Source organism: Hydrogenophaga sp. L99 (assembly GCF_058731905.1).
This window is the reverse complement of record NZ_CM178972.1, coordinates 2,498,618-2,520,294: the sequence shown is the minus strand read 5'-3', so window position 1 is coordinate 2,520,294 and position 21,677 is coordinate 2,498,618. Positions and strand designations below refer to the sequence as shown.

The window sequence follows — 21,677 nt, the reverse complement described above, 5'->3', positions numbered from 1 at the left end:
TTGCTTCACTGATTCACGGAGTTGCTGAGTGCTTCGATCATTCCCAGGACGGGCTGCAGGCGCACGTCGAGTTCGGCCAGCAAGGTGGCCTGGAAGGTCGGTTCAAAAGAGGCCAGCCAGCTTGGCGCTGCCGCCGGCGCATCGGGCTCGGTGGGGTGCTGCTGGCGCAGCTGGTCAAAACGGCGTTCCAGAAATGCGGGCACAGTGGCCAGCATTTTTTGTTCGCGCCCGCCCAGCAAAGGGTCGAGCACGGCGTCCAGTGCGGCCAGCTGGGCCAGGGCTGGCGTGGCGCTGGCCAGCGTCTGGCGCACATGGCCGCGCAGGGCTTCCAGGCTCATGTCCATGCGCCGCTGGTGTTCCTGGTAACGCTGCTGGAAGGGAGCAAAGCTGATGTCGGGTGCGGCGGGCGGGGCTTCCGCGTCCAACGGCAGCACGCTGGCGGGCAGCGCGTGGCGGTGCCGCTTGGTGCTGGCACCGGTTGGCGGTGGGGTCTGGATGGCTTGGGTCAGCGTGGCGCGCACGCGCTGAAATTCGGCGGTCAAGGCGGTTGCGCGGCCTGTGCCGTGGGCCCGGGCGCGCGCGGGCTTGGCAGAGGCCATGGCCTGGATCGACTGGTGGGCCGCATGCAGCGCAATGGCGTCCGCCACATTCAGCCACTGGCCCAGCCGCTCGGCAACGTCCTGCCGGGGCGACTCGGCCGGCGCGGGCATGCCGTCACCGAGCAGGCGCACCAGTCTGGAACTGCTGAAGTTGCTGCGCAAAACCAATCCTTCACCCCGAAACGGGGCCATCAAGCGGTTGAAAATGGGTGGGCCGGGGAGGCCGCTGGGCACCGGTCCATCGCTGGGTGTTCATCCAGTGCTTCGGCCTGAATGTCGCGTCAACGTTGGGGTGTGCACACGGGTCGGTTGCGGCAGGTGTGCCGGCAGCCGGTGTGGCCAGCATCGAATTCGCCGAAAAGGGCGAAACCGGTGGCCGGGGGTAATTAGAAACGATTCAGAAACCCGCTTTGTAACCACCCGGGCCGGGGTGTGCATTCGTTCGCGCACCCCCGGGCCAACGTGGGTTCAATAGTGCGGTGGCAGTTCGTCGCGCGGGTTGCGTGGGGCGGCCATGCTTTCGCCGCCGCCGTGCTGGCGCAGGCGGCCTACTTCGCGCAGCAGCAGGTCGATCTGGTCTTGCTGCGTGGCCACCAGCTGGTTCAGGGTGTCCAGCAGGTCTTCGGTGTAGCTGAGCTTGATCTCGAGCTGCGTCAGGCGTTCGTCGGTGCGGTCGGTGGCCGGGGTGTTGGGGGTTGTCATGGGTATGGGGTGGAAATGGGGCGCCTACAGCGCCTGCGGCAGTTTCAGCAACTGGCCGTATTTTTCGGCCAGGTGGCCTTCGGCGCGCTCGAGCATGAAATAGCGAAACGCTTCGGCGGCCGGGGAGAGCAGTTTAGACAAGGTGTGCACCACGTTCCAGGCGCGCACGATGGGCGTGCCTTCCACGTCCAGGGTGGCAATCAGGCCGTGTTCCAGTTCCAGGCCGATGGTGTGCAGCGACAAAAAGCTGATGCCCATGCCGGCCATCACCGCTTGCTTGATGGTTTCGTTGCTGGTCATTTCCATCACCACGCGCGGTTCCATGCGGGTGCGTTCCAGAAACTTTTCCATCGCCGCGCGCGTGCCCGAACCGCGCTCGCGCAAGATAAAGCCGTAGGGCTTGAGCGAGTCCACCGTGGGGTGGCCCACCTTGAGCAGCGGGTGGTCGGTGGCGGCCACAAACACATGCGGGTGGGCGGCAAACGGCTCGGCGCGGGTGGCCAGCTCGGTGGGCGGGCGCCCCATGATGGCAATGTCCAGCTCGTTGCCCTGCAGCATCTTCACCAGCTGTTCGCGGTTGCCCACGGCCAGCCGGATTTCAATGCCCTCGTGCTCGTGCTGAAACTCGGCCATCAGCCGGGGCAAAAAGTACTTGGCGGTGCTCACCATGCCGATGGTGAGCGTGCCCACCTCCAGCCGCTGCAGGCGGGCGGCGGCGTCTTCGGCGTCTTTCAGCGTGGCCAGCACCTTGCGGGCGTACACCAGCATGTATTCGCCCGCCGTGGTCAGCGACACCTGGCGCCCGGTGCGCTCAAACAGCGGCAGGCCCACATGGCCTTCCAGCTCTTTGACCTGCATGGTCACCGCCGGCGGCGACAGGTGCAGCACCTCGGCGGCGCGGGCAAAACTGAGGTGTTTGGCGACCTCAGTGAAAACCCTGAGTTGGCGGAAGGTGGCGTTTTTCATTAAGTAAAAGCTTAACTTAAAAGCAAGTAATCGTGAATTTACCTTATTTAAGTGAATGCCTATAGTTCGCCAACACCCCGGTTTTTCGGGGGCATTCACTGGTTTAGCCCATGCTCCGAGCCCTGATTTTTGATGTTGACGGCACCCTGGCCGACACCGAAAGCGTGCATCTGGCCGCGTTCAACCACGCCTTTGAGCAAGCCGGTATGGGCTGGCACTGGGACCTGGCCCAATACACGCAGTTGCTGGACATTTCGGGTGGAAAAGAGCGCATGTTGCACCACTGGCGCAGCCTGCAGCCGGATTTGAAAGAGCTGGCCGGCGGCGCGGTGGAGGCCACCATCAACCGGCTGCACGAGATCAAGACCGCCTATTACGAAAACGCGGTGAACAACGGCGCGGTGACCCTGCGCCCCGGTGTGCTGGCGCTGATGAGCGAAGCCCGGGCGCAAGGCCTGCAACTGGCCATTGCCACCACCACCTCGCCCGTCAACATTGCGGCCCTGCTGCGCAGCGCCATTGGGTCTGACTGGCGCAGCCACTTTCTGGCCGTGGGCGACGCCAGCAATGCCCCGGTCAAAAAGCCCAACCCGCAGGTCTACATGAAGGTGCTGGCCGACATGGGCCTGCGTGCAGCCGATTGCTTGGCCTTTGAAGACTCGGCCAATGGCCTGCGCGCGGCCAGGGCCGCCGGCCTCGCCACCGTGATCACGCCCAACAGCTTCACCGCGCACCACGACTTCACCGGCGCCCTGCGGGTGGTGCCCGACCTGAGCCAGGTCAACGTGGCGCGCCTGCGCGAATGGCACAACGGCTGATGCCGCGTTTGCCCACCGTTTCTTTCACCCCACCGGCCCGTTCCATGACCCCCATTCGCCTTGCGCCCTCCATCTTGTCTGCCGACTTTTCCCGCCTGGGTGACGAGGTGCGTGCCATTGAAGCGGCCGGCGCCGACCTGGTTCACTTTGACGTGATGGACAACCACTACGTGCCCAACCTCACCATCGGTCCGCTGGTGTGCGAGGCGATCCGCCCGCACGTGAAGATCGGCATTGACGTGCACCTGATGGTGGAGCCGGTGGACGCGCTCATTCCGCTGTTTGCCAAGGCGGGCGCCAACATCATCACCTTCCACCCCGAAGCCAGCCGCCATGTGGACCGCACGTTGCAACTCATCCGCGACCACGGCTGCAAGGCCGGCCTGGTGTTCAACCCGGCCACGCCACTGGAGTGGATGGACCATGTGATGGACCGGCTGGATGTGGTGCTGCTGATGAGTGTGAACCCCGGGTTTGGTGGGCAAAAGTTCATTCCCAGCACGCTGGCCAAGCTGAGCGACGCGCGCCGCCGCATCGACGCCCACGTGGCCGCAGGCGGCCAGCCGATCTGGCTGGAGGTGGACGGCGGCGTGAAGCTGGACAACATCGCCGAGATCGTGCGGGCCGGCGCTGACACGCTGGTGGCCGGCAGTGCCGTGTTTGGCGCGCCCGACAACGACGGCGGCTACCGCACCGTGATGAAGCAGCTGCGCAAGAACGCCCGCAGCGCCTGAGCCCTTTCTGCATCAAAAAAACCACCGAGAGACCGCCATGCCTTTGTCCAAACGCTCTACGCTGACCCAGTTCCTGATTGAGGAGCGCCGGCGCTTCCCCAGTGCCAGCGGCGACTTCAACGCCTTGATTTTGGACGTGGCGCTGGCCTGCAAAGCCATTGCCCGGGCGGTGGCCTTTGGTGAACTCGGCGGCATGCTGGGCAACCACGACGCTGCCGCCGGCGGCGCCAGCGTCAACGTGCAGGGCGAAACGCAGAAGAAACTGGACGTGATCAGCAACGACATGTTCATCAGCGCCAACAACTGGGGCGGCCACCTGGCGGGCATGGGTTCGGAAGAAATGGACGAGCCTTATCAAATTCCGGGCCAGTACCCGCGCGGCAAATACCTGCTGGTGTTTGACCCGCTGGATGGCTCCAGCAACATCGACGTGAACGTGTCGGTGGGCAGCATCTTTTCCATTTTGCGGGCGCCGCAAGACGTGATCGACAGCGGCCGCGACATCACCGCCGAAGACTTCTTCCAGCCTGGTGCCCAGCAACTGGCGGCGGGTTACGCGCTCTACGGCCCCACCACCATGCTGGTGCTCACCGTGGGCGACGGCGTCAACGGCTTCACGCTCGACCCCAACCTGGGCGAGTTCAAGCTGACGCACCACAACATCCAGATTCCACCCGACACGCAGGAATTTGCCATCAACGCGTCCAACAGCCGCTTCTGGGAAGCGCCGGTGAAGCGCTATGTGGACGAGTGCCTGGCAGGCAAAACCGGGCCCCGGGGCAAAGACTTCAACATGCGCTGGATTGCCAGCATGGTGGCCGAAGCGCACCGCATTCTGATGCGCGGTGGCGTGTTCATGTACCCGCGCGACACCAAGGACACCAGCAAGCCCGGCCGCCTGCGCCTGCTTTACGAGGCCAACCCCATCGGCATGCTCATGGAGCAGGCCGGTGGCCGCGCCAGCACCGGCAGCGTGCCCATGCTGGGCGTCATGCCCACCGCGCTGCACCAGCGCATTGGCCTGGTGTTTGGCAGCAAAAACGAGGTGGAGCGCATTGAGCGCTACCACCACGAGCCGGCGGCCTACAAGGAAGACGCGAACCCGCTGTTTGCCGAACGTAGCCTTTTCAGGGATTGACCACCCCCGCGCCGCGCCTAAGGGCGCGTCACCCCCTCAAGGGGGCGGCACTGGCGGCCCGGCAAAGCCGGTTCCGCTGTGCCCTTGGTGAGCATCCCCTCTGCTGAACTGATTTTGTTTTTTGGAGAACTTCATGTCTGAACGCCACCCCATCATCGCCATCACAGGTTCCAGCGGCGCCGGTACCTCGACGGTTACCCGCACGTTCCAGAACATCTTCCGCCGCGAGAATGTGACCGCCGGCATCATTGAAGGCGACAGCTTTCACCGCTACGACCGCAAGGAAATGAAGCTGAAGGCGGCCGAGGCCGAAGCGGCGGGCAACAACAACTTCAGCCACTTTGGTGCCAACGCCAACCTGTTCGGCGAGATTGAAAACCTGTTTCGCACCTACAGCGCGACCGGGCAAGGCAAGAGCCGCAAGTACCTGCACAACGCCGAAGAAGCCGCGCCCTATAAGCAAGAGCCCGGCACCTTCACGCCCTGGGAAGACCTGCCGGCCGACACCGACATGCTGTTTTACGAAGGCCTGCACGGCGCGGTGGTGACGCCCGAGCACAACGTGGCGCAATACCCCGACCTGCTGGTCGGCGTGGTGCCGGTCATCAACCTGGAATGGATTCAGAAGCTCTACCGCGACAAGAACATGCGCGGCTACAGCGCCGACGCGGTGACCGACACCATCTTGCGCCGCATGCCCGACTACGTGAACTACATCACCCCGCAGTTCCAGCACACGCATGTGAATTTCCAGCGCGTGCCGATCGTGGACACCAGCAACCCGTTTGTGGCGCGCGACGTGCCCACTGCCGACGAGAGCATGGTGGTGATCCGCTTCGCCAAGCCCAAGGGCATCGATTTCCAGTACCTGCTGAGCATGATCAATGGCTCCATGATGAGCCGCGCCAACACCATCGTGGTGCCTGGCGGGAAGATGGAACTGGCGATGCAGCTGATCTTCACGCCGTTTATATGGCGCATGGTGGAGCGCAAGAAGAGAGCCATGGGCTTGGCTTGATGCTTTGATCTGCGTTGTTTCGCGCGGGCCCCCATCCCCGCCTTCCCCCAGCGGGGGAAGGAGCGAAGCCCGAATGCCCGAGCTTCCCCGCTTGACTCCCTCACCCGCTGGGGGAGGGCAGGGGTGGGGGCCAGCCAGCAGAGACCCCACTGAGAAACTTGAACCACTTCAGGCCCGAAGGACACCATGAACAACCCCTCTCCCGAACTCGCTCGCCAGATGGCGAACGCCATCCGCATGCTCGCGGTGGACGCTGTGGAAAAAGCCAAGAGCGGCCACCCCGGCGCGCCCATGGGCATGGCCGACATTGCCGAGGTGCTGTGGAACCGGCACCTGAAGCACAACCCGGCCAACCCGCACTGGCCCGACCGCGACCGCTTCGTGCTGTCCAACGGCCACGGCTCGATGCTGATTTATGCGCTGCTGCACCTGACGGGCTACGACCTGCCGATGAGCGAGCTGAAGGCTTTTCGCCAGCTGCACAGCAAGACCGCCGGCCACCCCGAGGTGGGCATCACCCCCGGTGTGGAAACCACTACCGGCCCGCTGGGCCAGGGCATCACCAACGCGGTGGGCATGGCGCTGGCCGAGAAGCTGCTGGCCGCCGAGTTCAACCGCGAAGACGAGGACGCCACGCACCACATCGTCGACCATTTCACCTACGCGTTTTTGGGCGACGGTTGCATGATGGAAGGCATCAGCCACGAGGCTTGCGCCCTGGCCGGCACACTGCGCCTGTCCAAGCTGGTGGCGTTCTACGACGACAACGGCATCTCCATCGACGGCCATGTGGAGGGCTGGTTCACCGACGACACGCCCAAACGCTTCGACGCCTACGGCTGGCACGTCATCCCCAACGTGGACGGTCATGACCCCGCCGCCATTGAAGCGGCACTGGTGGAGGCCAAGAAGCAGGGCGCGCTGCCGCACGGCAAGCCCACGCTGATTTGCTGCAAGACGGTGATCGGCATGGGCTCGCCCAACAAGGCCGGCACGCACGACGTGCACGGCGCCGCGCTGGGCGCTGCCGAGGTGCAGGCCACGCGCGACGCGCTGGGCTGGACGGCGCCGCCGTTTGAAGTTCCCGATGAATTGGCCTTGGCCTGGAATGCGGTGGACCGCGGCGCCGCCGCCGAGCGGGCCTGGCGCGAGCGCTTCGAGGCTTACCGCGCGCAGTACCCGCTGGAAGCCGCCGAGTTTGAGCGCCGCATGGCCGGCGATCTGTTGCCCGCGTTCGCCGACAAGTTGCCCGAGGTGCTGGAAGCCATTGCCGCCAAAGCCGACGCCTTTGCCACCCGCAAGGCCAGCCAGAACGCGCTGGATGTGCTGGCGCCGCTGGTGCCCGAATTTTTCGGCGGCAGCGCAGATTTGACCGGCTCCAACCTCACCAACTTCAAGGGCTGTGTGAAGGCCGGGCGCGACGCCTGGGGCAACCACATGAGCTACGGCGTGCGCGAGTTCGGCATGGCCGCCATCATGAACGGCATCGCGCTGCACGGTGGCTACATCCCCTATGGCGGTACCTTCCTCACGTTCAGCGACTACAGCCGCAACGCCATCCGCATGGCCGCCTTGATGAAGCTGCGCGTCATCCATGTGTTCACGCACGACAGCATCGGCCTGGGTGAAGACGGCCCCACGCACCAGTCGGTCGAGCACGTGCCCAGCCTGCGCATCATCCCGGGGCTGGACGTGTGGCGCCCGGCCGATGGCCTGGAAACCGCCGTGGCCTGGACCTGCGCGATCGAGCGGCGTGACGGACCGAGCGCGCTGTGCCTGTCGCGCCAGAACCTGCCGCGCCTGAGCGACCTGTCCATGGTCTCGAAAATCCGCAAGGGCGGCTATGTGCTGGCCGAGGGCGCGAACCCGCAGGCGGTGATCGTGGCGACCGGTTCCGAAACCTCGCTCGCCATGGAAGCCCATGCCGCGCTCGCCGCCGAGGGCATCAGCACCCGCGTGGTGTCCATGCCCAGCAGCAACGTGTTTGACCGCCAGCCCGAGGCCTACCAGGACAAGGTGTTGCCGCTGTCGCTGCCCACCGTGGCGGTGGAGGCCGCGCACCCCGACTTCTGGCGCAAGTACGTCGGTCGCACCGGCGTGGTGGTCGGCATCGCCAGCTTTGGCGAGTCGGCACCGGCCAAAGACCTGTACCAGCACTTCGGCATCACCAGTGCGCGCGTGTGTGACGCCGTGCGCACCCTGGTGCACCGGGCCGCCCACCGGCTCGAAGAAACGCTGCCCGAGCACATCATCAAAGGGGCCCACTGAATGGCTGCCTACCCCTACGACCTGATCCTGTTTGACCTGGACGGCACGCTGATAGAGACCGCGCCCGAAATTGCCGATGCGGTGAACGACACCCTGACGCGGTTTGATTTGCCACCCGTGACGCAGCAGCAGGTGAACGACTGGATTGGCCACGGCACGCGCGAGCTGCTGATCCAGGCGCTGGCCTATGTGGGCAACACCACAGCCGACCTGGTGCGCCACTCAGACAGCTTCAAGCTGATTGAGGTCGAATTTGGCAAGTTCTACCAGCGCCGCTGCGGCACGCGCAGTCACCTGTATCCCCAGGTGCGGGAAACCCTGCACGCCCTGCGTGCGGCGGGCGTGAAGTTGGTGGTGATGACCAACAAGGAAGGGCGGTACACCCAGACCGTGTTGGACGCACACCAGATGACGCCGCTGTTTGATCTTGTGATCAGCGGCGACACGCTGCCGGTGAAGAAGCCCAACCCGGCCGGTATCGAGCATTGCCTGCAGCGCTTTGGTGTGCCGCGTGAGCGCACCCTGTTTGTGGGCGACTCCAGCATCGACGTGGCCACGGCGCGCAACGGCGGCATTGCGGTGTGGGCGCTGCCCTATGGCTACAACATGGGTGAACCCATCGAATCCTGCTCACCTGATCGCGTGATTCCCGATTTTTCGGCGTTGACCACCGAGCTGCCCACAACAGCCTGAACGCCCATTTTTCACCTCTCCCGGAGACCTTCCACCATGACCATCAAGATCGGTATCAACGGCTTTGGCCGTATCGGGCGCAACGTGCTGCGCAGCGCGATCCAGAGTTTTTCTGACATCGAAGTTGTTGCCATCAACGACCTGCTGGAACCCGACTACCTGGCCTACATGCTGCAATACGACAGCGTGCACGGCCGCTTCAAGGGCACCGTCAAGGTGGAAGGCGGCAACATTGTGGTCAACGGCAAGACCATTCGCCTGACGCAAGAGCGCGACCCCGCCAACCTGAAGTGGAACGAAGTCGGTGCCGACATCGTGATCGAGTCCACCGGCCTGTTCCTGGACAAGGTCACGGCCCAGAAACACCTGGACGCGGGCGCCAAAAAAGTCATCCTGTCTGCGCCCTCCAAAGACGACACCCCCATGTTCGTGTTTGGCGTGAACGACAAGACCTACGCCGGCCAGGCCATCATCTCCAACGCCAGCTGCACCACCAACTGCCTGGCCCCCGTGGCCAAGGTGCTGAACGACAAATGGGGCATCAAGCGCGGCCTGATGACCACCGTGCACGCAGCCACTGCCACGCAAAAGACCGTGGACGGCCCGAGCAACAAAGACTGGCGCGGTGGCCGCGGCATTTTGGAAAACATCATCCCCAGCAGCACCGGTGCCGCCAAGGCCGTGGGCGTGGTCATTCCCGAGCTGAACAAAAAGCTCACCGGCATGTCTTTCCGCGTGCCCACGTCCGACGTGTCGGTGATCGACCTGACCGTGGAGCTGAACACCGAAGCCACCTACGCTGAAATCTGCGCCGAAATGAAGGCCCAGAGCGAAGGCGCCCTGAAGGGCGTGCTGGCCTACACCACCGACAAAGTGGTGGCCACCGATTTCCGTGGCGAAACCTGCACCAGCGTGTTCGACGCTGATGCCGGTATCGCGCTGGACAGCACCTTTGTGAAGGTGGTGGCTTGGTACGACAACGAGTGGGGTTACTCCAACAAGTGCCTGGAAATGGTGCGCGTGGTTGGCGCGTAAGGAGCACGGCATGAAGTTTTTGAGATTCAGCGATGTGTGCGCCAGTGGTTTTGCGCGCGACAAACGCGTCTTCATCCGCGCCGACCTGAACGTGCCGCAAGACGACGCCGGCCGCATCACCGAAGACACCCGCATCCGCGCCAGCATCCCCGCCATCCAGATGGCGCTGGACGCGGGTGCTGCCGTCATGGTCACCAGCCACCTGGGCCGGCCCACCGAAGGCGAATTCAAACCCGAAGACTCCCTGACCCCCGTGGCCGCGCGCCTGGGCGAGCTCATGGGCCGCTCGGTGCGCGTGGTGGCCAACTGGGTGGATGGCGACTTCTCTGTGGCCCCCGGTGAAGTGGTGATGCTGGAAAACTGCCGCCTGAACAAAGGCGAGAAGAAAAACAGCCCCGAGCTGGCCAAGAAACTCGGCGCCTTGTGCGACATCTTTGTGCACGACGCGTTTGGCACCTCGCACCGCGCCGAAGGTACCACCTACGGCATCGCCGAAACCGCGCCCATCGCCTGCGCTGGTCCGCTGCTGGCGGCTGAGATGGACGCCATCGGCAAAGCCTTGGCCAATCCGAAGCGCCCGCTGATCGCCATCGTCGCCGGCAGCAAGGTCAGCACCAAGCTCACCATCCTGCAAGCCCTGGCCAAAAACGTGGACGGCCTGATTGTGGGTGGCGGCATTGCCAACACCTTCATGCTCGCGGCGGGTTTGAAGATTGGCAAAAGCCTGGCCGAGCCCGACCTGGTCGGTGAAGCCAAAGCCGTGATCGAAGCCATGAAAGCGCGCGGCGCGGCCGTGCCCATTCCCACCGACGTGGTGACCGCCAAGACCTTCAGCCCCGACGCCGTGGCCACGGTGAAAGCCGCCACCGACGTGGCCGACGACGACCTGATTCTGGACATCGGCCCGGAGACCGCAGCGCTGCTGGCCGATCAACTGAAAAAGGCCGGCACCATCGTCTGGAACGGCCCGGTGGGCGTGTTCGAATTCGCCGCGTTCGAGAACGGCACCAAGGTCATTGCGCAAGCCATTGCCGAGAGCAGCGCCTTCAGCATCGCCGGCGGTGGTGACACGCTGGCGGCCATTGCCAAGTACGGCATTGAGAAGGACGTAGGCTACATCTCCACCGGCGGTGGCGCGTTCCTGGAAGTGCTGGAAGGCAAGACGCTGCCGGCTTTTGAGGTGCTGGCGCGCAGATCGACGTAACCCCCCGCGCCGCCTGCGGCGTCACCCCCCCCAGGGGGCGATGCCTGCGGGCCGGGAGACCCGGACCCGCGGCATCCTGGGTGGACTCCCCCGCTTTGAAGCTACAGATCGTTCCGCGCTGAACCACCCACCCTCCATTTTTTAAGGAAACACCATGGCCCTCATTTCCCTTCGCCAGCTGCTCGACCACGCGGCGGAGCACCACTACGGCCTGCCGGCCTTCAACGTCAACAACATGGAGCAGGTGCAGGCCATCATGCAGGCGGCTGACGCGGTGAACAGCCCGGTCATCTTGCAGGGTTCGGCCGGTGCGCGCTCCTACGCGGGCGAGCCGTTTTTGCGCCACCTGATTTCGGCCGCGATCGAGATGTACCCGCACATCCCCGTCTGCATGCACCAGGATCACGGCGCAACGCCCGCCATTTGTGCGCGCTCCATCCAGTCGGGCTTCAGCTCGGTGATGATGGACGGCAGTCTGCTGGCCGACGGCAAGACGCCGTCGAGCTACGAGTACAACGTCAACACCACCAAGCAGGTGGTGGATCTGGCCCACGCCTGCGGTGTATCGGTGGAAGGTGAACTGGGCTGCCTGGGTTCGCTGGAAACCGGCAAGGCTGGCGAGGAAGACGGCCACGGCGCTGAAGGCGAAATGGACCACTCGATGCTGCTGACCGACCCCGATGAAGCCGCCGACTTCGTGAGCAAGACCCAGGTGGATGCGCTGGCCATCGCCATCGGCACCAGCCACGGCGCCTACAAGTTCAGCAGCAAGCCCAGCGGCAAGGTGCTGCGCATCGACCGCGTGAAAGAAATCCACCAGCGCATTCCCAACGTGCACCTGGTCATGCACGGCTCCAGCAGCGTGCCGGAAGACTGGCTCTCCATCATCAACCAGTATGGCGGCGACATGGGCGTGACCTACGGCGTGCCGGTGGAAGAGATCGTGGAAGGCATCAAGAACGGCGTACGCAAGGTCAACATCGACACCGACCTGCGCATGGCCAGCACGGGGGCTATTCGGCGGCATTTGGCCGAAGACCGCAAGAACTTCGACCCGCGCAAGTTCTACAAGGAAGCGACCAAGGCGATGCAGGCGATTTGTGCGGCGCGCTACGAGGCGTTTGGTGCGGCGGGCATGGCGTCGAAGATCACGCAGGTGTACAGCTTGGAGGCGATGCAGAAGCGGTATGACTCGGGTGCGTTGGTGGCTCGGGTCGCTTGAGCCTCTTTGTCGTGGATCTTTTTCTTTCGTGGCGAGCCGGGTCTCGGCCCGGCGGCCGACTCACTTTCTTTTGCTTCGCCAAAAGAAAGTAAGCAAAGAAAAGGCGAGCCGAAGTCCGGGCCGCTGCGCGGTGCCTTGCGCTGCTCGGTTCGAGCGGGGTCGGGCTGAACTCGCTGCGCTCAGACAACGCCCGCCCTGATCCGCTCGCCCCTGCGCTGCTCAGCCCGGCCACACGGCGAAGCTCTGGATCGGGATCGGGCTTCCCCTCCGGGGTGAAATGCCCCAACCCAGGATGCGGTGGAACCGGCTATGCCGGGCAGCACGCATCGCCCCTTGAGGGGCGGAGAGGTTACGCGCAGCGAACAAGCGACGGGGGTGGGGCCAGTGCCAACCGGCTATGCCAGGCCACTCGCATCGCCCCTGGGGGGTGACGCCGCAGGCGGCGCGGGGGGATCTCTACTTGCTGCTGACGTACTCGGCGACGGCTGCCATCTCCAGCTCCGTCATCTTCTCCGCCACCACATGCATCACCACGTTGTCGTTGGTGCGGTCGCGTTTGTTGAACGACTTCAGCTGCGTGTGGATGTAGCCCGAAAACTGGGTGGCCAGGCGGGGCAGGTTGGCGGCGCCCTCGGCGTTCGTGCCGTGGCAGCTGACGCAGGCTGGCACACCGCTGAACTTGTTGCCGTTGTGGTACACGTAGCGGCCCATGGCGGCCAGCTGGGGGTCTTTGGCCTCTTCGCGCGGCAGGCTCATTTTTTCGTAGTACTTGCCCAGCGCCAGCATTTCGTCGGGTGTCAGCTTGGCCACCATCTCGTTCATGGCCGAGCTCTTGCGCTGGCCACTCTTGAAGGCTTCAAGCTGTTTGGCTACGTACTCGGCGTGCTGGCCAGCCAGCCGTGGAAAAGCCTCGCTGGTGGACTCGCCCTGTGCGCCGTGGCAGAGAAAGCAGGAGCCGCCTGCAATCTTCTTGGCGCGGGCTTCGTCGGCTTGTGCCCAGGCGCTGGTGGGTGCCAACAACGCTGCTGCAGCGGCGATGCTGGAGAGGAGGAGAGGACGATTGGCCTTCATTGCATAACCTCAGACTGATATTTGAAAGCGAAAAAAACGCCCCGCTGTGACAACGGGGCGTCTTTGAAGTTCATCAGGCCAGTGTGTCAGCCCAGATGTTGCGCGCCCAGGCGAGGGCGTACCGACCTTCCAGTTCACTGGCCGCGCTCGACACACCACCCGAGCCGGGCACCGTCAGCATCGTTTTCTTTTCCGCGTCGTAGCGGTGCACGCTGGCCACGTGGACCACGTCTTCGTCGGTGACGAAGCTGTAGCAGGTGTTGGCATAAATAGGCATGCTCGGCGCTTCTTTGCCGGCCAGCAGCGAGACCACCGCCGCAGCGCAGGTTTTGCCGTGCTGGTTGGCCATGTGACCGGACTTGGGCATGCCCGGGGCGATCTGGATCGCGTCGCCCAGCACGTGGATGTTTTTGTGGGCCTTGGACTCAAACGTCAGGAAGTCCACTTCGCACCAGCGGTTGTTGGCCGTGGCCAGGCCGGTCTTCACGGCAATGTCACCGGCGCGCATGTTGGGCACCACGTTGGCCACAGCGGCTTTGAAGTCGTCGTTGAACTCAAACTTCAGCGTGTTGGTGGCGGCGTCCACATCGGTGACCTTGTGCTTGGGCCGGTACTCGATCATGCCGTCGTAGTGGTCCTTCCAGGCCTTCATGAACAGACCCTTCTTCGACTGGATGTCGTCGTTGGCGTCGAAGATCACAACCTTGCTCTTGGGCTTGGCCTTCTTGAAGTAGTTGGCCACCATGCAGGCGCGCTCGTAGGGGCCGGGCGGGCAGCGGTAGGGCGCCAGCGGAATGGACAGGGCGTAGACGCCGCCGTCGGGCATGGCTTCGAGCTGCTTGCGCAGGGCCACGGTTTGCGCGCCGGCTTTCCAGGCGTGCAGCACCTTGTCTTTGGCGGCCTGGCTGGCCATGCCGGGCAGGCTGTCCCACATGAAGTCGATGCCGGGCGACAGGATGAGCCGGTCGTAGGGCAGTTCACCGCCACTGGCGAGTTTGACCATGCGCTTTTCAGCGTCGATGCTGGCCACCATGTCGCGCACCACCCTCACGCCGTGGCGCTTGGTCAGGTTGTCGTAGGGCGTGGTGATTTCTGCAATCGTTTTGCTGCCCTGGATCACCAGGTTGGAGATGGGGCAGGAGATGAAGGCCTCGTTGGGCTCGATCAGCGTGACGTCGATGCCGTAGTCCGAAAACATGCGGACGTACTTCGCTGCGGTGGCGCCACCGTAGCCGCCACCCACCACCACCACCTTGGCGCTGCTGCCGCCCATACCGGCGCAACCGCCCAGCAAGCCCAGACCAGCCACAGCCGAGCCAGCGCCCAGCGTTTGTACAAATTGACGACGTTTCATGGTGGGGCTCCTTATTTCTTCTGGGCAGCAAAGTAAGCTGCGATCTGACCGAGTTGTTCGTCGGAGTAGCCCTTGGACAGCTGGTGCATGATGGTTGCGGGCTTCTTGCCGGTCTTGAAGTCCAGCATTTTCTGCAGCAGTTCGTCTTTGTCTTTGCCCGCCAGTGACTCCATGCCCTGGAGCGCCCGCCCATCGGTGCCATGGCAGTTGGCACATGCCGCTGCCCAGACGCGGACCTGGTTGACCTGGGCTTGCGCCCCCGCAGCGGCGAGGCACAAAGCACCCGCAGCCAGCCACTTCATCGATTTGACCATCGTCATCTCCAGAGGTTGGTTTTGATTGAACACCGTCTAAAACTGTAGCAGACCCCTGCAACTGCCATAAGCATCAGTAATTCCGCATATTTAGATGTTTGATGCTATAGATAAGGCCCGTTAAAGTCTGAACTTTGTCTGATTTTCGCGATCAGAGTGTCATGGAAAAAGAAAGCGCAAGAAGTCAGACACTGGAGCAACTTCACGAACGACGCAAACAGGTCGTGAGGCTGTACAGACAAGGCACCAAGATCATGCAGATCGTCACGATGACGGGGCTGAGCTACCCGACAGTGCGAACGGCTATCGATCTGTTTGACGCTGGCGGCTGGGGTGCGATACGTCCCGCTGTTCGTGGACGAGCCAGAGGCGATGGCCGGGTGCTCGGTCAGGCGCAGGAAGACACCATCCAGCGCCTGATCATCGACAAACGCCCCGAGCAGCTCAAGATGGATTTCAGCTTGTGGAGCCGGGCCGCAGTGGGTCAGCTCATCGAACAGGAATTTGGCATCAAGCTGCAAGTGCGCAGCATCGGCAAGTACCTCACCCGCTGGGGCTTCACACCGCAAAAGCCCATCAAGCGCGCTTACGAGCAAAGCCCTGCTGCCGTGCAGGCTTGGTTGGAGGGCGAGTACCCCGGCATTGAGCAGCGCGCCAGGGCCGAGGGGGCCGAGATTCACTGGGGCGACGAGACGGCCTTGGTCAACACCGATGTGCGCGGCAGGAGCTTCGCGCCAGCGGGCAAAACACCGGTGGCCATGGCCGTGGGCGGCACCCGTCAAAAGCTCTCCATGATTGCCACGGTGACCAACCAGGGCAAGACGCGGTGGATGATCATTGACGAGGCTTTCGATGCTGAGAAGCTCATCGAATTCCTACAAGCTTTGATCAAGGACGCGGGTAAAAAAGTCTTTCTGATTCTGGACAACCTGCGGGTCCACCACAGCAAGCTGGTGAAGGCTTGGGTGGCTGAGCGGCAGGACCAGATCGAGTTGTTCTACCTGCCCAGCTACAGCCCACAGCTCAACCCAGAGGAGCGGCTCAATGCGGACTTGAAGCAGGAGATGGGCAAGCGCGTGCCGGTGCGAACCAAGGCCAAGCTACGCGATGCGGCCAACGATCACATGGCGATGCTGGAGCAAAACCCCGAGCGCGTCATGAGCTACTTCCAGGACCGTCACGTTCGATATGCAGCTTAAGACTTCACAGGGCCGGATCAATAGCATCGGCCCCCCAGCGACTCCAGCCCGTGAAAACCCTAGCGAATTAGGGGCGTTCAGGGCCGCTCGCGTCAGTGTGAAGTCAGCTTAAAACGGCCGGCTGGAATGGGCGTCTTTTGGGTGTGTGGGGTGCTGCGGCTGCTTGCGGTGCGTGCTGTTGCGCCGCGCCAGTGACCACCGTTTGTCAGATTTTTGAGGGAATCCGGGTTTACACTAATCGGTATATCAGCATTCAATCATATAGTTTTAACGATCAAAACAAAGCCTGACCGGAGAACCGCTGGTGGATGAACTGCATGAGGTGTTTGAGTCTGTGGCGCGCTATTTCAGCGTGCTCGGCGAGCCCACGCGCTTGCGCATCTTGCATGCGCTGTGCCAGGAAGAGCGCTGCGTGAACGACATCCTCAAGGCTACCGGGCTGGCGCAGGCCAACGCTTCGCGCCACTTGGGCCTGATGTACCAGGCGGGCATGTTGTCGCGTCGCCGCGATGGCAACCAGATTTTTTACAAAGTGGCCGACCCGATGTACGTCGAATTGTGCCGCGCGGTGTCGGTGCAAGTGGCTGGGCGCATTGAAAGTGCGGCCAACGCTCGCGAGAGCTTCAACCATTTCGTCGATGACATGACTCCCCGCCCAAGCCAGCCGGCCCGGGCTCCTCACACAAACCCCCTCAACCAGAAGGAAAAAGCAAGTGTCTAAAGACCTGAGCGAAGTCATTGGGCGCGTCCTCCCCGCGCCTGAGAATCACCTGAGTGCCGAAAAAATGGAAGAGGCCCGCAAGGCGCGCCGCAGTTTCATGGGCAAGGCCCTGGCCATGGGGGCTGGCGTGGCCGCGACCACCACCGCCACGACGCGTGCCATGGCGGCCGAGGGCGAAGAAGCGATCTTGAAGCTGCCTGCGCACACCGTGGGCCTGGGGCAGCCCGTGGCCATGGAAGGCTATGGCAAGCCCAGCAAGTGGGAGGGCAACCTGCAGCGCCGTGAAAGCCCGGGTCTGACCCGCGTGTCGCAGGCTTCGGTCAGCTTTACCCCGCTGCAGGGTCTGTTTGGCATCATCACGCCCAGTGGTTTGCACTTCGAGCGCCACCACCAGGGCTGGTGGGACATTGACCCCAGCAAGCACCGCTTGATGATCAACGGCCTGGTGAAGCGCGAACGGGTGTTCACCATGGACGACCTGATGCGTCTGCCCAGCGTGTCGCGCATCCATTTCATTGAGTGCGGCGCCAACTCGGCACCCGAGTGGGGCAACGTGGCGCTGCCTTCGGTGCAGTACACGCACGGCATGGTCAGCTGCTCGGAATTCACCGGCGTGCTGCTGTCGACGCTGCTGGAAATGTGTGGCTACGACAAAAAGAATGGCAAGTACGTGCTGGCCGAGGGTGCCGATGGCTCCTCCATGACCCGCACGATCGCCATCGATCAGGCCATGGACGACTGCCTGGTGGCCTGGGCGATGAATGGTGAAATGCTGCGCCCCGAAAACGGCTATCCCCTGCGTCTGGTGGTGCCTGGTGTGCAAGGCGTGAGCTGGGTCAAGTACCTGCGCCGCATCGAGGTGGGCGATATGAAGTACGCCACGAAAGACGAGGCGGTTCACTACATCGACCACATGCCCGATGGCACGCACCGCCAGTACACCGGCATTCAGGAGTGCAAGTCCGTCATCACCACACCGTCGGGCAGCCAGACGCTGTTGGACAAGGGTTTCTACAACATCACGGGTTTGGCCTGGTCGGGCCGTGGTGCCATCAAGCGGGTGGACGTGAGCGTGGACGGTGGACGCAACTGGCGCACCGCGCGCATGGAAGGGCCCGTGCTGCCGAAAGCCCTGACCCGTTTCAACATTGACTGGGTGTGGGATGGCAAGCCAGCCATTTTGCAGAGCCGTGCGATCGATAGCACCGGCTACGTGCAGCCCAAGATCAACCAGCTGCGTGCCGTGCGGGGCACCAAGTCCGTGTACCACCAAAACGCCATTCAGTCCTGGAAAGTGTCTGAGAACGGTGAAGTCTCCAACGTGCAGGTGTTCTGATGAAATCCTCATTCAAAATTTCCACTCCCGCTGCGGTCGTGACCCTGGCCCTGGCCTTGTTGGGCTCCGGTGCTGCCGTGGCCCAGACCCAGCCTTGGCACAACATTGGCCGCGACGCCACTCCCGCCGAGGTGAAAGCCTGGGACATCGATGTGCGTCCCGACTTCAAGGGTTTGCCTGCTGGCGCTGGCAGCGTTGCCAAAGGCGAAGAAGTGTGGGAGGCCAAATGCGCCTCTTGTCACGGCAGCTTTGGTGAGTCCAACGAAGTGTTCACCCCTATCGTGGGCGGTACCACCAAGGCCGACATTGAGCGTGGCCGTGTGAAAAACCTGGAGGAGGGCGGCAGCTTCCCCCAGAAGACCACGCTCATGAAGGTGGCCACGCTCTCCACCATCTGGGATTACATCAACCGCGCCATGCCCTGGAATGCGCCCAAGACGCTGACCACCGACGAGGTGTACGGCGTGACGGCCTATATTCTGAGCCTGGCTGAAATCGTGCCGACCGACTTCACCCTCACCGACAAGAACATTGCCGAGGTGCAAAAGCGCATGCCCAACCGCAATGGCATGGTGTTCTACGAGCCGCTGTGGAAAGTCAACGGCAAGGGCGATGTGAAAAATGTGGCGTGCATGAAGGACTGCCCGGTTGAAACGACCATCCGATCCTCCTTGCCCGACTTTGCCCGCGACGCGCACGGCAACATTGCCGAGCAAAACCGCATCATTGGTCCCGTGCGTGGCGCCGACACGACGAAGCCTGCTCCCAAAGGCCCCGTCGGTTCTTCTGCCTTGCCCGCACCGGTGGTGGCTGCGGCACCAACCGCAGGCGGCAGCGACCCCAAGGTTTTGCTGAATGCCAACAGTTGCACGGCGTGCCATGGCATGAAGAGCAAGGTGGTGGGTCCCGGCTTCAATGAAATCGCCGCCAAGCACAAAGGTCGCGCAGATGTTGAAGCTTATTTGATCGACAAGATCAAGAACGGTGGTTCAGGCGTGTACGGTGCTGTCCCGATGCCGGCTCAACCGCAGCTGAAGGATGCCGAAGCCAAAGCCATTGCGCAGTGGATCGCTGCAGGTGCGAAATAAGGGGGGGCAAGAACATCTTCTCAGGAACCGTTGATCCGCTGGTGCATCTTAATATCAGCATTTACTCGTAAACCCCAACTTCTTTAAGTCAAGGAGACCTTAAGCTATGAAAATGATGACGAAACAACTTGCTTTCGCTATAACTACGTTGCTGGCCATGTCCGGAGCCTACGCGATGGACGCCGCTGCCGCCAAGGCGCTCGCATCCAAGAGCGCTTGCCTGGCTTGCCATGCGGTGGACAAGAAGCTGGTCGGTCCGTCTTACAAAGACGTGGCGGCCAAGCACAAGGGTCAGGCCGATGCCGAAGCCAAGGTGGCTGCACGCATCAAGTCGGGCGGCTCCGGCATGTACGGTCCTGTCCCCATGCCTGCGCAACCCAATCTGAAAGACGACGAGTTGAAACTGCTCGCCGCCTGGATTCTTGCCGGTGCCCCCGACAAGTAAACTTTTCACATTTTTCTTTTACCAGGAGCTCAACATGAACAAATCACGCCGTGTCGCCCTCAAGACCACCGGGGCGTTCGCCACACTGGTGTCGCTGGGCATCATCACCCAGAGCCAGGCCCAGGCCGCTGTGGACCACGCCAGTTTCCAGGTCAAGACCCTGGAAGATGCGCTCAAAGCCATCGGTGGCACCGCCGCCACCAGCGACCAGGTTTCTGTGGTGTCCCCCGACATCGCTGAAAACGGCGCTGTGGTGCCCGTGGGCGCCACCAGCAAGCTGCCCAACACCACCGAGATGTACCTCATCGTCGAGAAGAACCCAACCCCGCTGTCGGCTGGCTTCATGATCCCTGCGGGTACCGCGGCTGACGTTCAGACCCGTCTGAAGATGGGTCAGAGCACCAACGTGATCGCCGTGGTGAAGGCCGATGGCAAGCTGTTCTCGGCCAGCAAAGAAACCAAAGTGACCCTGGGTGGCTGCGGCGGCTGATCGCCCCCATCAACCAAGTCACCGTACAAACCTTTCATTGAAAACTTAGGAGTCCATCATGGCAGATCCGATGCGCATCCGTGCCGCCCTCGCTGGCGACGAAACCACCGTTCGTGTGCTCATGTCCCACCCCATGGAACCCGGTACCCGCAAAGACGCGTCCGGCGCTACCATCCCCGCCCACTTCATCAAAGACGTGGAAGCCACCAGCGCCGGCAAGACCGTGCTGAAGGCCATGTTCAGCGGCTCTGTGTCGCAAAACCCCTTCCTGTCCTTCAAGTTCAAGGGCGGCGCCAAGGGTGACAAGGTCGTGGTGAAGTGGACCGACAGCAAGGGTGAAACCCGCACCGACGAAGCCGCTATCGCCTGATTGGTGCATGGTGCAAACGGCCAGCCTGCGAAGTCTGGCCGTTTTTGATTTTTCAATGCAAAAAGAAGGAGACTCCAGATGAAGAAATCCGTGGCCAAACGCCTGCTTTTGCTGTCTGCCGTCATGTCCGTCGGACTGTCTGCTGCACACGCACAGGGCACTGCCGCTGAGGGCATCGCCAAATACCGTGAAATGCTGGCCGACGGCAACCCTGCCGAGCTGTTTGAGATGAAGGGCGAAGAGCTCTGGAAGCAAAAGCGTGGCCCGAAGAATGTTTCGCTGGAGCAATGCGATCTGGGCAAAGGCCCCGGCGTGATCGCTGGTGCTTTCGTTGAATTGCCCCGTTATTTCAAAGACACGGGCCGGGTGCAGGACCTGGAAACCCGTTTGATCACCTGCATGGAAACCTTGCAGGGATTCAATGCGGCCGAAATTGCCAAGACGCCTTTTGGCCGCGGTGAAATGGCCAACGTGACGGCGTTGGCCACCTATGTGGCGACCGCTTCCAAGGGCATGCGTTTCAACCTGCCGCAGGCGCATGAACAAGAGAAAAACATGTACGAGGTGGGCAAGCGCCTGTTCTTCGCACGCGGCGGTCCGCACGATTTCGCTTGCTCGTCCTGCCATGGCGTTGATGGCGGTCGTATCCGTCTGCAAGACCTGCCCAACCTGACCAAGAATCCCGGAGATGGGGTTGGTTTTGCCGCTTGGCCCGCTTACCGCGTGTCGAATTCGCAGATGTGGGGCATGCAGTTGCGTTTGAACGACTGCTACCGCCAGCAGCGCTTCCCCGAGCCCAAGTTCGGCAGCGACGCCACCATCGCGTTGGGTGTGTACATGGGCGTCAATGCCAAGACCGCCGAATCCATCGTGCCGGCCATCAAGCGCTGAT

23 protein-coding genes are annotated in these 21,677 nt (G+C 62.7%); 17 read left to right on the top strand and 6 right to left on the bottom strand.

From position 1 onward, the window contains the following. Window positions 1–5: 5 nt before the first annotated feature. The 3 genes from AC4QBL_RS12010 to AC4QBL_RS12000 form a co-directional block, all read right to left on the bottom strand. Complete coding sequence (locus AC4QBL_RS12010; RefSeq protein WP_472907776.1) at window positions 6–761, bottom strand: DUF3348 family protein; 756 nt, start codon at window positions 759–761, stop codon at window positions 6–8. Window positions 762–1,067: 306 nt separating this feature from the next. Then, the gene (locus AC4QBL_RS12005; RefSeq protein ID WP_472901071.1) at window positions 1,068–1,301 is read right to left on the bottom strand and encodes a SlyX family protein; all 234 of its coding nucleotides are present in this window, start codon (window positions 1,299–1,301) and stop codon (window positions 1,068–1,070) included. Window positions 1,302–1,325: 24 nt separating this feature from the next. Continuing rightward, window positions 1,326–2,267: a LysR family transcriptional regulator gene (locus tag AC4QBL_RS12000; protein WP_472901070.1), complete on the bottom strand. Its 942-nt coding sequence runs from the start codon at window positions 2,265–2,267 to the stop codon at window positions 1,326–1,328. A 110-nt stretch (window positions 2,268–2,377) separates the two neighbouring features. Between AC4QBL_RS12000 and AC4QBL_RS11995 the strand changes: the two genes are divergently transcribed. The 9 genes from AC4QBL_RS11995 (at window position 2,378) to fba (ending at window position 12,397) form a co-directional block, all read left to right on the top strand. Then, on the top strand, window positions 2,378–3,085 hold the full coding sequence (locus AC4QBL_RS11995) for an HAD-IA family hydrolase (protein ID WP_472901069.1): 708 nt from the start codon (window positions 2,378–2,380) through the stop codon (window positions 3,083–3,085). Window positions 3,086–3,129: 44 nt separating this feature from the next. Next, on the top strand, window positions 3,130–3,819 hold the full coding sequence (gene rpe, locus AC4QBL_RS11990; RefSeq protein ID WP_472907775.1) for a ribulose-phosphate 3-epimerase: 690 nt from the start codon (window positions 3,130–3,132) through the stop codon (window positions 3,817–3,819). Window positions 3,820–3,856: 37 nt separating this feature from the next. Beyond that, complete coding sequence (locus AC4QBL_RS11985; RefSeq protein WP_472901067.1) at window positions 3,857–4,957, top strand: class 1 fructose-bisphosphatase; 1,101 nt, start codon at window positions 3,857–3,859, stop codon at window positions 4,955–4,957. 133 nt (window positions 4,958–5,090) lie between these two features. Next, entirely contained in the window at window positions 5,091–5,975 is an 885-nt protein-coding gene (locus tag AC4QBL_RS11980; protein ID WP_472901066.1) for a phosphoribulokinase, read from the top strand. A 186-nt stretch (window positions 5,976–6,161) separates the two neighbouring features. Further along, window positions 6,162–8,243, top strand: a complete 2,082-nt coding sequence (gene tkt / locus AC4QBL_RS11975) for a transketolase (protein ID WP_472901065.1) — start codon at window positions 6,162–6,164, stop codon at window positions 8,241–8,243. After that, window positions 8,244–8,936, top strand: coding sequence for an HAD family hydrolase (locus AC4QBL_RS11970; RefSeq protein WP_472901064.1), 693 nt, complete (start codon window positions 8,244–8,246; stop codon window positions 8,934–8,936). Window positions 8,937–8,972: 36 nt separating this feature from the next. Continuing rightward, the gene (gap, locus tag AC4QBL_RS11965; RefSeq protein WP_472907774.1) at window positions 8,973–9,971 is read left to right on the top strand and encodes a type I glyceraldehyde-3-phosphate dehydrogenase; all 999 of its coding nucleotides are present in this window, start codon (window positions 8,973–8,975) and stop codon (window positions 9,969–9,971) included. Window positions 9,972–9,981: 10 nt separating this feature from the next. After that, window positions 9,982–11,175, top strand: coding sequence for a phosphoglycerate kinase (locus AC4QBL_RS11960; protein WP_472907773.1), 1,194 nt, complete (start codon window positions 9,982–9,984; stop codon window positions 11,173–11,175). Between the two features lie 154 nt (window positions 11,176–11,329). Continuing rightward, window positions 11,330–12,397 carry a class II fructose-bisphosphate aldolase gene (gene fba / locus AC4QBL_RS11955; protein WP_472901959.1) on the top strand — a complete coding sequence of 356 codons (1,068 nt, stop codon included), beginning with the start codon at window positions 11,330–11,332 and terminating at the stop codon, window positions 12,395–12,397. Between the two features lie 456 nt (window positions 12,398–12,853). On the opposite strand, the gene AC4QBL_RS11950 is transcribed toward fba, so the two are convergent. The 3 genes from AC4QBL_RS11950 to AC4QBL_RS11940 all read right to left on the bottom strand — a co-directional run bounded on the left by AC4QBL_RS11950 (window position 12,854) and on the right by AC4QBL_RS11940 (window position 15,136). Then, window positions 12,854–13,468, bottom strand: coding sequence for a c-type cytochrome (locus AC4QBL_RS11950; protein WP_472901958.1), 615 nt, complete (start codon window positions 13,466–13,468; stop codon window positions 12,854–12,856). Window positions 13,469–13,541: 73 nt separating this feature from the next. Further along, a complete protein-coding gene (locus AC4QBL_RS11945) occupies window positions 13,542–14,822 on the bottom strand; it encodes an FCSD flavin-binding domain-containing protein (RefSeq protein WP_472907772.1) in 1,281 nt (426 codons plus the stop codon). A gap of 11 nt (window positions 14,823–14,833) precedes the next feature. Then, window positions 14,834–15,136: a c-type cytochrome gene (locus AC4QBL_RS11940; protein WP_472907771.1), complete on the bottom strand. Its 303-nt coding sequence runs from the start codon at window positions 15,134–15,136 to the stop codon at window positions 14,834–14,836. Between the two features lie 161 nt (window positions 15,137–15,297). On the opposite strand from AC4QBL_RS11940, the gene AC4QBL_RS11935 reads away from it, so the two are divergent. From AC4QBL_RS11935 to soxA, 8 genes are all read left to right on the top strand, one after another. Continuing rightward, entirely contained in the window at window positions 15,298–16,335 is a 1,038-nt protein-coding gene (locus tag AC4QBL_RS11935; RefSeq protein ID WP_472907607.1) for an IS630 family transposase, read from the top strand. A gap of 304 nt (window positions 16,336–16,639) precedes the next feature. Further along, the gene (locus tag AC4QBL_RS11930) at window positions 16,640–17,056 is read left to right on the top strand and encodes an ArsR/SmtB family transcription factor (RefSeq protein ID WP_472901955.1); all 417 of its coding nucleotides are present in this window, start codon (window positions 16,640–16,642) and stop codon (window positions 17,054–17,056) included. A gap of 64 nt (window positions 17,057–17,120) precedes the next feature. Next, window positions 17,121–18,392: a sulfite dehydrogenase gene (gene soxC / locus AC4QBL_RS11925; protein ID WP_472901964.1), complete on the top strand. Its 1,272-nt coding sequence runs from the start codon at window positions 17,121–17,123 to the stop codon at window positions 18,390–18,392. Further along, window positions 18,392–19,480, top strand: a complete 1,089-nt coding sequence (locus AC4QBL_RS11920) for a c-type cytochrome (RefSeq protein ID WP_472901954.1) — start codon at window positions 18,392–18,394, stop codon at window positions 19,478–19,480. Before soxC ends, AC4QBL_RS11920 begins: the two co-directional genes overlap by 1 nt. A 106-nt stretch (window positions 19,481–19,586) precedes the next feature. Continuing rightward, a complete protein-coding gene (locus AC4QBL_RS11915; RefSeq protein WP_472901953.1) occupies window positions 19,587–19,925 on the top strand; it encodes a c-type cytochrome in 339 nt (112 codons plus the stop codon). A 34-nt stretch (window positions 19,926–19,959) separates the two neighbouring features. Beyond that, window positions 19,960–20,415: a thiosulfate oxidation carrier protein SoxY gene (gene soxY / locus AC4QBL_RS11910; RefSeq protein ID WP_472901952.1), complete on the top strand. Its 456-nt coding sequence runs from the start codon at window positions 19,960–19,962 to the stop codon at window positions 20,413–20,415. 58 nt (window positions 20,416–20,473) lie between these two features. Next, complete coding sequence (gene soxZ, locus AC4QBL_RS11905) at window positions 20,474–20,785, top strand: thiosulfate oxidation carrier complex protein SoxZ (protein WP_472901951.1); 312 nt, start codon at window positions 20,474–20,476, stop codon at window positions 20,783–20,785. 123 nt (window positions 20,786–20,908) lie between these two features. Further along, window positions 20,909–21,676: a sulfur oxidation c-type cytochrome SoxA gene (soxA, locus tag AC4QBL_RS11900; RefSeq protein ID WP_472901963.1), complete on the top strand. Its 768-nt coding sequence runs from the start codon at window positions 20,909–20,911 to the stop codon at window positions 21,674–21,676. Window position 21,677 lies beyond the last annotated feature (1 nt).